Annotated in this window: 10 protein-coding genes; 7 read left to right on the top strand and 3 right to left on the bottom strand. The window is 70.6% G+C overall.

Annotation, left to right across the window (positions count from 1 at the left end):
• Positions 1-37 precede the first annotated feature (37 nt).
• The 5 genes from ACFXKA_RS17605 to ACFXKA_RS17585 all read left to right on the top strand — a co-directional run bounded on the left by ACFXKA_RS17605 (position 38) and on the right by ACFXKA_RS17585 (position 6,941).
• Positions 38-1,498 (top strand): carotenoid oxygenase family protein, encoded by a 1,461-nt coding sequence (locus tag ACFXKA_RS17605; RefSeq protein ID WP_379428018.1) that lies wholly within the window; start codon positions 38-40, stop codon positions 1,496-1,498.
• Between the two features lie 14 nt (positions 1,499-1,512).
• On the top strand, positions 1,513-2,721 hold the full coding sequence (locus ACFXKA_RS17600; protein WP_379428017.1) for an LLM class flavin-dependent oxidoreductase: 1,209 nt from the start codon (positions 1,513-1,515) through the stop codon (positions 2,719-2,721).
• Positions 2,714-3,898: an acetyl-CoA C-acyltransferase gene (locus ACFXKA_RS17595; protein ID WP_354846448.1), complete on the top strand. Its 1,185-nt coding sequence runs from the start codon at positions 2,714-2,716 to the stop codon at positions 3,896-3,898. Before ACFXKA_RS17600 ends, ACFXKA_RS17595 begins: the two co-directional genes overlap by 8 nt.
• A gap of 68 nt (positions 3,899-3,966) precedes the next feature.
• A complete protein-coding gene (locus ACFXKA_RS17590) occupies positions 3,967-5,691 on the top strand; it encodes a class I adenylate-forming enzyme family protein (RefSeq protein ID WP_379428016.1) in 1,725 nt (574 codons plus the stop codon).
• A gap of 26 nt (positions 5,692-5,717) precedes the next feature.
• Positions 5,718-6,941 (top strand): acetyl-CoA acetyltransferase, encoded by a 1,224-nt coding sequence (locus ACFXKA_RS17585; RefSeq protein ID WP_379428015.1) that lies wholly within the window; start codon positions 5,718-5,720, stop codon positions 6,939-6,941.
• Between the two features lie 81 nt (positions 6,942-7,022).
• Here ACFXKA_RS17585 and ilvD read toward each other — a convergent pair whose 3' ends face one another.
• On the bottom strand, positions 7,023-8,876 hold the full coding sequence (gene ilvD, locus ACFXKA_RS17580) for a dihydroxy-acid dehydratase (protein ID WP_379428014.1): 1,854 nt from the start codon (positions 8,874-8,876) through the stop codon (positions 7,023-7,025).
• 104 nt (positions 8,877-8,980) lie between these two features.
• Between ilvD and ACFXKA_RS17575 the strand changes: the two genes are divergently transcribed.
• Positions 8,981-9,577: a TetR family transcriptional regulator gene (locus ACFXKA_RS17575; RefSeq protein ID WP_354846460.1), complete on the top strand. Its 597-nt coding sequence runs from the start codon at positions 8,981-8,983 to the stop codon at positions 9,575-9,577.
• On the opposite strand, the gene ACFXKA_RS17570 is transcribed toward ACFXKA_RS17575, so the two are convergent.
• Positions 9,574-10,449 carry an NAD-dependent protein deacetylase gene (locus ACFXKA_RS17570; RefSeq protein ID WP_379428013.1) on the bottom strand — a complete coding sequence of 292 codons (876 nt, stop codon included), beginning with the start codon at positions 10,447-10,449 and terminating at the stop codon, positions 9,574-9,576. The genes ACFXKA_RS17575 and ACFXKA_RS17570 overlap by 4 nt on opposite strands.
• A 125-nt stretch (positions 10,450-10,574) precedes the next feature.
• On the opposite strand from ACFXKA_RS17570, the gene ACFXKA_RS17565 reads away from it, so the two are divergent.
• A complete protein-coding gene (locus tag ACFXKA_RS17565) occupies positions 10,575-11,366 on the top strand; it encodes an SDR family oxidoreductase (protein ID WP_379428012.1) in 792 nt (263 codons plus the stop codon).
• Positions 11,367-11,390: 24 nt separating this feature from the next.
• Here ACFXKA_RS17565 and ACFXKA_RS17560 read toward each other — a convergent pair whose 3' ends face one another.
• Positions 11,391-12,386, bottom strand: coding sequence for a pyridoxal-phosphate dependent enzyme (locus ACFXKA_RS17560; RefSeq protein ID WP_354846468.1), 996 nt, complete (start codon positions 12,384-12,386; stop codon positions 11,391-11,393).
• Positions 12,387-12,421: the final 35 nt, after the last annotated feature.

Genomic DNA, 12,421 nt, shown 5'->3' with positions numbered 1-12,421 from the left:
TCGCCGGGTGTCGACTCCCGGTTGCTGGAGGCTTCGCATGCCGCTCAACGAAGAACTCGTCGCGCCCGCCGCCGAGGCGCTCACCAACCCGTATCTGGAAGGCCCCTACGCGCCCTGCGCGCAGGAGACCACGGCCACGAATCTGACTGTGCTGCACGGGGAACTGCCGGCCGACCTCGACGGCGTCTATGTCCGCAACGGCCCCAATCCGCAGTTCGCCCCGATCGGCCGCTACCACTGGTTCGACGGCGACGGCATGCTGCACGCGGTCCACTTCGAGAACGGCCGGGCCACCTACCGCAACCGCTTCATCCGCACGGGCGAGTTCGATGCCGAGCACGCGGCGGGAACCGCGTTGTGGCGCGGCGTGATCGAACCCTGGGACCACAATCCGCCCGGTGACCGCCGCGAACGCAATGCGGCCAATACCGATGTCGTCTACCACCACGGCAATCTGCTGGCCCTGTGGTACCGGGCGGGCAAGCCCTACGCGCTCGACCCGGTCAGCCTCGAGACCCGCGGCGTCGACACCTTCGGGGGCACTCTGCACGGCGAGGTGTCGGCGCACGCCAAGGTGGACGAGCGCACCGAGGAACTGCTGTTCTTCGATTACGGCATCCATTCGCCGTATCTGCGCTACGGGGTGGCCGACCCGGGCGGCACCGTCACGCATTTCACCGGGCTGGAACTACCCGGCCCGCGCCTGCCGCACGACATGGCGATCACCGAGAACCATTCGATCCTCATGGATCTGCCGCTCTACAACGATCCGCGCGCGGCCGCGGCCGGGCGCTTCAAGATCTTCTTCGACCGCACGCTGCCCAGCCGGTTCGCGGTGTTGCCGCGGTATGGCGAAGGGGCGCAGGCGAAGTGGTTCGAGGCCGAATCCGGCTACATCTACCACACCGTCAATTCGTGGGAGGAGGGCGAGGAGATCGTCCTGGTGGTCTGCCGGGTCTCCGAACCCAGCCCGGTGTCCGACCGCGCTCACCCCCTGGCCCAGCTGCTGGCCTATCTGCGCCCGGAAGCCAAGCTGCACAGGTACCGCTTCAACCTCCGCACGGGCGCCACCAGCGAGGAGGTCATGGACGACGTCAACACCGAGTTCCCCGCCATCGATCAGGGCCGCACCGGCCGCGCGGGCCGCTACTCGTATCAGATGCGGCTGTCGGTCGATCGCACCATGATCTTCGACGCCGTCATCAAATACGACATCCGCACGGGCGCAAAGCAGACCGCGCCCTTCGGCGACGGCATCTTCGGCAGTGAGCTCACCGTGGTCCCGCGCCCCGGCGGCACCGCCGAGGACGACGCCTGGCTCACCATGTTCGCCCACAACAATCACACCGGTCTCGGCGAGGTGTGGATCTACGACGCCGCCGACCTCACCGCGGGCCCCGCGTGCCGCCTCGGCCTGCCGGTCCAGGTGCCGCTCGGCTTCCACGCCACCTGGGTCAGTGGGGACCGCATGCGCGCCGCCGCCCGCCCGCTCTCCTGAAAAAGGTTGCCCGCGTGCCCCTTCCGCATCTGAGTGTCAGCCTCCCGTACTGGCAGAACCGCGAACCCCTGGACGCCCTGCTGGTGGCCGAGGCCGCCGACAAGCTCGGCTTCCACCGTCTCTGGGTCGGCGAGATGGCGACCTTCGACGCTTTCGCCCTGGCCACCGCCATCGGCCGGGCCCCGGGCCGGATCCCGCTGTGCCTCGGCCCGCTCGCCGTCGGCGTCCGCAGCCCCGCGACCATCGCCATGGGGACGGCCACCGTCGCCGCCCTCACCGGCCGCCCGGTCGACATCGCCCTCGGCGCCTCCAGCACGGTGGTGGTCCGCGACTGGCACGGCCGCCGAAGGCACCGCACCGCACGGCATCTGGAGGAGACGACCCGTATCGTGCGGGCTCTGCTGGCCGGGGAGAAGGTCGAATACGACGGCCTGATCGAACGCATACGAGGATTCCGCCTCCGCCTGCCCGCCCTGCGCTCGACCCCGGCCCGCAGCGGGTACGGACCGGATGGGTCGGCCGAGGTCGGCTGGCCCAGTGTGGGATCCGAGCACGGCCGGGCGTCCTCGAACGGCCATGCCCGAGAACATCGGTCGCGGGTCCTCACGGTCGGCCCGTCGGCCGGCGGCGAGATCATTGTCGCGGCCTTCGGCGAGCGGGCGCTGGAGGTCGCCGCGCGCTGCGCCGACCGGGTGGTGCTGAATCTGGTGACCCCGGCCCAGGTTGCCCGATGTGTCACCGCGATAGGCGAATTCGCCGCGCGGGCCGGGCGCGCGGCGCCGCCGGTCTCGGTGTGGGTGATCGCGGCCGCGGATCCCGACCCGGACATGTACACGACCGTCCGGCAGGGTGTCGTCGGATACCTGCGCGCCCCCGGGTATGACGCCATGTTCACCGAGGCCGGGTTCGCAGACGTGGTCCGGCTGGCGCACGGCGGAGCCCATCCGCGTGAGGTGCTGGCGGCCATTCCGGATGAATTGCCCGCGGCCGTAGGTATGTTCGGCGATACGCGAACAGTGGCTGCACGCCTCGGCGAGTACGGGGACGCGGGGGCCGACGAGGTGGTTATCGTGCCGGTGACGACCGCCGACGACCCGGCCGGATATCGGACCCTCGACGCGCTCACCGGGATCGCTACGGGTTCGGGCCCCGGAGTGCCGGAGACTGGCGGAGAAGAGTCCGACCCGGAGTCGGCAGAAAAGCGGAGGCATATCGATGAGTGAGGCGTTCGTCTATGACGCGGTGCGGTTGCCGCGGGGGCGGGTGCGCAAGGGTGGGGGCACCTTGGCGGAGGTTCCGCCGTACGAGTTGTTCGGGCAGTTGCTGGCGGCACTGGAGGAGCGGGGCTGTCCGCCCGCGGCGGTCGACGACGTGCTGGTCGGGGTGAGTACCGCGGTGGGGGAGCAGGGTGCGAATGTGGCCCGGGCCGCGGTGTTGTGGGCGGGATGGCCGGATTCCGTACCGGGGGCGGTGGTTTCGCGACTCTGCTGTTCCGGTCTGGACGCGGTGGAGGGCGCGGCGGCGCGGGTGGCGGCCGGATTCGCGGATGTGATCGTCGCGGGCGGGGTGGAGTCGATGTCGCGGGTGCCGATGCTGGCGGATCGGCCGGCCATCGCCGGGGACGCCGATCTGGGGGAGCGGACCGGGTTCGTCACCATTGGGGTGTCGGCCGATCTCACGGCGGCCGAGTACGGCATCACCCGGCCGGAGCTGGACGCCTTCGCGGTGCGGTCACATCGAAAGGCCAGCAGCGCAGCCACATCGGCGTCGGTGATCCCGGCACGCAAGGGCGGCACCGTGCTCCTCGCCGCCGACGAGGGGGCGCGGCCGGACGCGTGCGCGTCGGCCTTCGCCGCGCTGCCCACCCTGTTCGGAGCCGATCCGTCCTGGGAGCGGGTGGCCCGCCGGACGCCGCAGGCGCGGCGGCCCGTCGCCGGCCTGCACACCATTGCCACCGCGCCGCAACTGGCCGACGGGGCTTCGGCGCTGCTGCTGGGCAATCGGCGCGCCGAGCACATGCTCGGGCGGCCGCCGGTGGCGCAGATCGTGGGTACGGCCCAGACGGCCGTCCGCTCACCGCTGCTGACCGCGCCGACCAGTGCGGCCCGGGTGGCCCTGCAGCGGGCGGGCATCTCGCCCGCACAGCTGGATGTGATCGAGGTCAACGAATCCTTCGCCGTCACACCGCTGGTGCTCATGCGTGAGCTCGGAGTGGACGCGGCGCGGGTGAATCCGTCCGGCGGTGCGGTGGCGGTCGGGCATCCACTCGGCGCGACCGGCGGGATCCTCATCGCCCAGGCGCTGGACGAACTGCGCCGCCGCGACGGCGAGCACGCGCTGGTCGCCATTCCCGCCGCGCTCGGGCTCGGCTCGGCCGTGGTGCTGCGCCGCATGACCTGACCCACCGCCCGCACTGTCACCGGACCAGCTGCGCCGTCACCGGACCAACTCATCACCAGGGAACTCCGATGGTCGAAATCTCCTCCTCCGCAACGACGTCCCCCGCCCGCCCGGTGCACGTCTGCCATCCGGCGGACACCGTGCGCACCTACCTCGAGCGCGGCTGGTGGCAGCCCGAGACGATTCCCGACGTCTTCCGCCACCGCGTCACCGAGGCCCCCGACGCGCCCGCCATCACCGACCCGGCCAACCTGGCGGACCTGACCGGCGCGCACCCACGCACCCTCACCTGGCGCGAACTCGACGACCACGTCACCGATATCGCGGCGGTCCTGCTGGCCAACGGGATTCGCCAGGGGTCCACCGTCGCGATCCAACTGCCCAACTCGATCGCCCTGACCGCCGTGTACCTCGCCCTGTGGCGGCTGGGCGCGGTGGCCACGCCGATGCCCGCGTCGTTCCGGCGGCACGAGCTGTCGGGCATTGTCGCGGCGACCGCGGCCGAGGCCGTCATTACCGTTGGGGCGCTGGGAGATCGGGCACTCGCGGCGGAGGCCCTGACCATTCTCGGCGGGCACGGCGCTGTCTTCGCCTTCGGGCCGGGAGTCCCCGAGCAGGCGACCGCCCTCGACGGCCCGGTCGGCGCAGCTGCCCGCAAGCGGGTGCGCGACTACACCAGCACGCTCCCCGTCACCGTCAACGATCGCATCACCATCTGCTGGACCAGCGGCACCGAGGCCGCGCCCAAGGGCATCCCGCGCTGCCACGGCGACTGGCTCGCCGTGGCGGGCGGCGTCCAGGACGGGCTCGGCATGACCCCGGATTCGGTGGTGCTCAACCCCTTTCCGATGGTGAACATGGCCGGATTCGCGGGCTCGTTCCTGCCGTGGCTGCTGGCGGGCGGGCATCTGGTCCAGCATCACCCGCTGGATCTGCCCGTGTTCTTCCGGCAGCTCGCCGAGCACCGGGTCACCCACACGAGCATGCCGCCCGCGCTGCTCACCATGCTGCTGCAGAACGACGCCCTGCGTGCCCGGGCCGACCTGTCCTCGCTACGCACGGTCGGCTCCGGCGGCGCGCCGCTGCCGCCGCCGGTGGTACGCCGCTGGCAGGAGGAACTGGGTATCCAGGTGATCAACTTCTTCGGATCCAACGAGGGCGTGAGCCTGCTGGGCGCACCGGCCGATCTACCGGATCCCACCCTGCGCGCCCAGCATCTGCCGTATTACGGTGCGGCAGGCGTGCGCTGGTCCACCAGACTGGCGGACCGGACGGCGGTGAAACTGGTCGACGTCACCACCGGGGCGACGGTCACCGAGATCGGCGGACGCGGCGAACTGCGCCTGCGCGGCCCGGCCGTCTTCGGCGGCTACCTGCCCGGCACCGCCACCGCCGAACCCTTCGACGACGAGGGATACCTGTGCAGCGGTGACGTTTTCGAACGATGCGGCGACGGCGGCCGGTACCTGCGCTTCGTCGACCGCGTGAAGGAGATCATCATCCGCGGCGGCATGAACATCGCGCCCGCCGAGATCGAGGGCCTGCTCATCGACCATCCCGCGATCGCGGATGTCGCCGTGGTCGGCTACCCCGACGCGGTGCTCGGCGAAAAATGCTGTGCCGTGGTCGTTCCCGCGCCCGGCGCCACCGTGACCCTCACCGACCTGGTCGAGCATCTGCGGGCCCGCGAGGTCGCCTCGTTCAAACTGCCCGAGCGCCTGGAGCTCACCGACACGCTCCCGCGCAATCCGGTCGGCAAACTGCTGCGCCGGGAACTACGCGCCCGGCTCTGACCACTCTTCGATCGCAGGAGGACCCCGTGTCCGTGCACATTCTGGGCGGCGGCCAAACCGATTTCGCCGTCAACTGGCACCGCGTCGGCCTCGGCTTCGACGCCCTGATCCGCGCCGTCCTGGACGAGACGCTCGCCGCCGTCCGCCTCGACGCCACCGCGATCGAGGTGATCCACGTCGGCAATGCCTTCGGCCAATTGTTCACCGGCCAGGGCCAGCTCGGCGGCATGCCCGCCACCATCCATCCGGAGCTGTGGGGCATTCCGGCCGCCCGCCACGAAGCCGCCTGCGCTTCCGGCAGCATGGCAGCCCTCGCCGCCATGGCCGATCTCGAATCCGGCCGCTACGACTGCGCACTCGTGATCGGCGCGGAGCTGGAGAAGACCGTCCCGGGCGGGCAGGCGGCCGCCTACATGGGCGCGGCGGCCTGGGCGGGTCACGAGACGCAGGACACCGATCTGGTGTGGCCGACCCAGTTCGCCGCCATCGCGGCCGAATACGACCGCCGCTACGGCCTCGATCCCGCGCACCTGCGCGCCATCAGCGCGCTCAATATCGCGAATGCCCGCTCGAATCCCCGTGCCCAGACCAGGAGTTGGTCCTACACCGACGCGAGCTTCACCGCCGACGACACCGCCAACCCACCGGTGGCCGGCGTCCTGCGCCGCCAGGACTGCAGCCAGATGACCGACGGCGCGGCGGCCGTGATACTGGTCTCGGACCGGTTCCTGCAGCGGCACAGCCCCATCCGCCCCGACACCACCGCGCTGATCTCGGGCTGGGGCCACCGCACGGTCGGCCTTTCGCTCGACGCGAAGTTCCGCGCCTCCGCCGCCGAACCGTATGTCTTCCCGCACCTGCGCACCGCGGTCCTCGACGCGCTGTCCCGCGCCGGTCTGGCCGATATCCACCAGCTCGGCGGTCTCGAGGTCCACGACTGCTTCTCCATGTCGGAGTACGTGGCCATCGACCACCTCGGCCTCACGGCGCCCGGCGAGAGCTGGAAGGCCGTGGAATCCGGTGACATCACCCGCACCGGCAGCCTGCCGATCAACCCCGGCGGCGGGCTGATCGGCATCGGCCACCCGGTCGGAGCGACCGGCGTCCGCATGCTCCTCGACGCGTACCAGCAGGTCACCGGCCGGGCGGGCGACTGCCAGCTCCCCGGCGTCACCCGCTACGGCACCGTGAACATCGGCGGCAGCACCACCACGGTCGCGAGTTTCATCGTCGAATCCGTGGCCGGCTGACCCGGGACGGCCCGGAATCGCCGCTGCGCCGGACGCGAGCCGTGCGAACCAGGGTTACCTCTCACCCGGCGAGTTCGGCTCTCATCCGGCGAGTTTGGCGGGGTCGCGCACCGCGCCCCTATCGGCCGAGGTGGCGAGCAGAGCATAGGTTTTCAATGCGAGCGAGATCTCACGCTCGCGGTGGCGCGGCCGGTAGCCGCCGTTCGACTCCAATTCTGTGCGGCGGATGGCCAATTCGGCGTCGTCGACGTGGAGAGTGAGGGAGCGCGACGGGATGTCGATGGTGATGGTGTCGCCGTCCTCGACGAGCGCCAGCGGGCCACCCGCCGCTGCCTCTGGGGAGATGTGGCCGATGGAGCAGCCGGAGGAACCGCCCGAGAAGCGGCCGTCGGTGATCAGCGCGCACTCCCGGGCCAGGCCCAGGCCCTTGAGATATGAAGTCGGATACAGCATTTCCTGCATGCCCGGCCCGCCGCGCGGACCCTCGTAGCGGATGACCAGCACGTCGCCGGCCTTGATCCGGCCGGACAGGATCGCCTCGACCGCATCCTCCTGCGACTCCACCACCACGGCGGGACCGGTGAAGGTGTGCATGTGCGCGGCCACGCCCGCGGACTTCACCACCGCTCCGTCGGGAGACAGGTTGCCGCGCAGCACCGCGAGACCGCCGTCGCGCGAATGGGCATGGGCGACATCGCGAATACAGCCCGCCGCGGCATCCAGATCGAGGGTGTGCCAGCGCTCGGACTGGGAGAAGGCGCTGGCCGACCGCTTGCCGCCGGGAGCGGCGTGGAACAGCTCCCGCGCCGCCGCGGAGGGGCGCTCGGCGCGCACGTCCCACTCGGCCAGCCAGGCGCCGAGTGAATCCGCGTGCACCGCATGCACATCGCGGTGCAGCAGTCCGGCCCGGTTCAGCTCGCCGAGCAGGGCCGGGATGCCGCCCGCGCGGTGCACGTCCTCGATCAGATAGTCGCCGTTGGGCGCCACTTTGCACAGACACGGCACCTGCAACGACATCTTCTCGATCTCGGTGAGCGTGTAGTCCAGCCCGGCCTCCTGCGCCGCCGCGAGCAGATGCAGCACCGTGTTGGTGGATCCGCCCATGGCCAGGTCCAGGGCCATCGCATTGTCGAAGGCCTGGTGGGAGGCGATATTCCGGGGCAGGACCGAGGCATCGTCCTCGTCGTAGTAGCGGCGCGCCAGCTCCATGACCGTGCGTCCCGCCGCCCGGTACAGCTCGGCCCGTGCGGTGTGGGTGGCCAGCGTGGTGCCGTTGCCCGGCAGCGCCAGGCCCAGCGCCTCGGTGAGGCAGTTCATGGAGTTGGCGGTGAACATGCCCGCGCACGAGCCGCAGGTCGGGCAGGCGTTCTCTTCGATGCGCTCCAGATCCGCGTCGGACACCTCGGGCGAGACCGCCTCGGCCATGGTGACGATGAGGTCGAGCCGGCTGCGCACCGTGCCGTCGACCAGCACCGCGGTGCCGCCCTCCATCGGTCCGCCGGAGACGAACACGGTCGGGATGTTCAGTCGCAGGGCCGCCATGAGCATGCCCGGAGTGATCTTGTCGCAGTTGGAGATGCACACCAGTGCGTCGGCGCAATGCGCGTTCACCATGTACTCGATCGAATCCGCGATCAGGTCCCGGGACGGCAGCGAGTACAGCATGCCGCTGTGCCCCATGGCGATTCCGTCATCGACCGCGATGGTGTTGAACTCCCGCGCGATACCGCCCGCCGCCCGCACCGCCTCGGAGACCATGCGGCCGACCGGCTGGAGGTGGGTGTGGCCCGGCACGAACTCCGTGAAGCTGTTCGCGATCGCGATGACGGGCTTGCGGCCGATATCCGCCGAGGGCACGCCGCTGGCCCGCATGAGGGCGCGGGCCCCGGCCATGTTCCGTCCGTGCGTGACCGTACGGGAGCGCAACTCGGGCACGATGCCACCTCCTCCTCAATCCGCAACCGGATGGTTGCAACCGTGTGGTTGGAGTTTGCCACGACCGTGGGCCCAAACGCAACCGTGTGGTTGGAGATGGTTGGATGGACGCCATGGCGTGGGATACCGAGAGGACCAGACGGCTGCTGCTCGAGGCGGCGGTACTCGAGTTCGCCGAACGCGGACTCGACGGCGCCCGGGTGAACGCCATCGCGGCCCGTGCCGGGATCAACAAGGAACGCATCTACCAGTACTTCGGCGACAAGCGCGGCCTGTTCGAGGCCGTGCTCACCGATCAGCTCGAGCAGCTCGCCGCCGCCAGCCCGCTGACCGCCGACAAGGCCGGCGACCTGGCCGAGTACGCCGGGCACGTCTTCGACTTCCACCGCACCCACCCGCAGTTCCTGCGCCTCATGTACTGGGAAGGGCTGCAACCGCAGGACGGTCAGCTGCCGGGTGAGTCCGCCCGCGCCTCGCACTACGCGGACAAGGTCGCCGCGCTGGCGGCCGCACAGCGGGCCGGGACCCTCCCCGGCGACGTCGCGCCCGGCTATCTGCTGTACGCGGTCGCGGCCCTGGCCGCCTGGTGGTTCGCCGCCCCGCAGGTGGTCCGGATGATCCTGGGCGCGGACACCGATAATCCCGACGCCCTGCGGGCAGCGCTCGTCACCCTGGTGCGCCGACTCGAGGTACGGGACTAGCGCCGCGCCAATGCCCTCGAGGCTCCGGCCTCGCCGGACGCGAGCGCATCCGCGAGAGCGGTGAGAACCGGCGCGCAGCCGGTGTCGAGCGTGAGGGCGGCAAGATCGTGAGCGCGGGTGCGGCCGCGGTTGACGATGACGACCGGACGTCCCGACTTGGCAGTGCGGCGGGCGAAGCGCAGTCCCGACATGACCGTCAGCGAGGAGCCGACGACCAGCAGGACGTCGGCGGCATCGACCAGGTCGAACGCGGCGGCGACACGGGGCTTGGGGACGGACTCCCCGAAGTAGACGATGTCCGGTTTGAGGAGGCCGCCGCAGTGCAGGCAGTCGACCATCCGGAATGAGCCGGTGTCGGCCACGACCGCGTCGGCGTCGGGCGCCACCTCGAGACCGTCGAGGGGAACCGATTCGGCGAAGCCGGGATTGGCGGCCTCGAGCCGTTCGGCCAATGCCATGCGGGAGGTGAGCGCGTCGCAGGTGAGGCAGCGGACCCGGGCGTAGACGCCGTGCAGGTCGATCACCCGGCGATGACCGGCCTTGGTGTGCAGCAGATCCACGTTCTGGGTGAGCAACCCGGTGACGATGCCCGCCCGTTCCAGATGGGCCAGCGCGCGATGCGACGGATTCGGCCGGGCCGCGTCCATTCGCCGCCAGCCCACATGATTGCGGGCCCAATAGCGTTGGCGGAACACGGGATCGCCGACGAACTGCTGATACGTCATGGGTGTCCGGGGCGGTGCGCCGGGGCTGCGGTAGTCGGGGATCCCGCTGTCGGTGGAGATGCCCGCACCGGTGAGCACCGCGACCCGGCGCCCGGAGACCAGGTCGAGCAGGCGATCGAGCTGCTGCGCGGAACCGGAATCGGGCATGCGGCCAGCCTACGACGCATCCGTCGGGTGCCGCCGGTCACGTCGTGTCACATCCGCCGGCGCTGCGTCGTCAGCTTGGCAGGATGCCACCACAGCGGCGGCGCGAGACGAAGGAGATGGTCATCATGGCGAAGACGGTTCTGGTCACCGGCGGCACCGGCACCCTGGGCAGCCTGGTCACGCCGCTGCTGCGGGAGGCCGGCGTGCACCTGCGCGTGCTGAGCCGCACCGCGCGGGCGGCGCAGGACGGCATCGAGTACGTGGCCGGCGACCTGCAGACCGGCGCGGGTATCGCCGAGGCGGTCGCCGGCGTCGACACCGTCCTGCATCTGGCGGGCACCACCAAGGGCGACGGTGAGAAGGCGCGCATTCTGGTCGAGGCCATCCAGGCCGCGGGCGTGTTCCCGCACCTGATCTACATCTCGGTGGTCGGCGCGGACCGGATCCCGGTCGAGAGCGCCATCGACCGCCAGACCATGGCCTACATGGCATCGAAGCGGGAAGCCGAACTGGTGGTGGAGAATTCGGGCCTGCCGTGGACCACCCTGCGCGCCACCCAGTTCCACGACCTGCTCTTCACCATGGTCTCGGCGCTGGGCAGGATGCCGCTGGTGCCGGTCTTCGACTTCCGCTTCCAACCCATCGAAACCGCCGAGGTGGCAGCACGATTGGTGGAACTGGCCCTGGGTGAGCCCGCGGGCCTGGTCGACGAGATCGGCGGCCCGCGCGTCTACACCATGAAGGAACTCGAGCGCAGCTACCTGGAGGCCACCGGTCGCCATCGCCCGGTCTTCACCATGAAGGCCCCGGGCAAGGCGGCCCGCGCCTACGCCGCGGGCGGCAACCTCACCCCGGAGCACGCCGTCGGCGGCCGCACCTGGGAGGAATTCCTGGCCGCCAAGTTCGCGGCCGCGTGAGCGGACGACGTGCGGAAACCGGTGTCAGCGCGGTCCGTTGGTGTTGAGGTACACCACCGGACCGTCGAACCGGCCGTGCGCGTTCATGTCCAGCAGCGCGGCCATGGCCTTCGCGGTGTAGACCGGCTCCAGCCGCATGTGCTCCCGATCCTCCGAAAGCGCCTGTGCCGTAGCTGCTTCCGGCATCGGATAGCCGTATCCGGGACCGAGGTAATCGGTGACGATATCCAGATTGGCGGTGGGGGAGAGGTTCTCGGGTAACCGCGCGCCGCGGGCCCGCAGCAGCCGCTCGGCACGGCCCGCCAGCTTGGCGAGCGCCGGTTCGTCGAGGCGCAGCGTGTCGTTCACGACCACACAGACCACCCGAGTGCGCAATCCGGCCAGCCGCAAGCCGAGTGACAGCCCCGCCGCCGTCCCGCCCGACCCGACCGGGATCACGATGTGGCCCGGTTCCGGGAGCGCCCCGATGCTCACCTGATCCGCCAATTCCAGTGCGGCCTCGACATATCCGAGCGCACCCACCGGCGACGACCCGCCCGCGGGCAGGAAATAGGGCGGTCGCAGGCCGGTGAAATGCCGGCCCAGCAGGTACGGAGCACTCAGGATGGTGCGCGCCTTGGAGTGGGTGAAGTGCAGCTCGGCGCCCGAGGCCCGCAATCGCTCGAGTTGCGCCCGCACATGCTCGTCGACCGGCTGATCCACCAGCGCCAGCACGGTTTTCAGCCCGTGTTCGCGCCCGTACAGCGCGGTCGCCAGTCCCCAGTTGGTGCCCAGCCCGCCCACCGTCACGATGGTGGTCCGCCGCCGGCGCAGTGCGTCGGGCAGCAGCCATTCCAGCTTCCGGACCTTGTTGCCGCCCCAGCCGCCGTCACCGAAAGCGCTGTCGTCCTTGAGCCAGATGTCCGCGCCCGCCGTGTCGAGCGCCTCCAGTCTCCGCACCGGCGTCGGGCCGGTCCCCAGCCTCACATGGGGCAGGGTCCGCTGGAGCTCGGGATAGTGGCGATGCAGGTGCGGGGTCATCACGCCAACCATATCGACTGTCCAGTTTTTCGACG

Origin of the sequence: Nocardia sp. NPDC059228, from assembly GCF_042754245.1 — a bacterium.
GTDB lineage: Bacteria > Actinomycetota > Actinomycetes > Mycobacteriales > Mycobacteriaceae > Nocardia.
The sequence above is the reverse complement of the archived record's forward strand: the minus strand, read 5'-3'. Positions and strand labels throughout refer to the sequence as shown.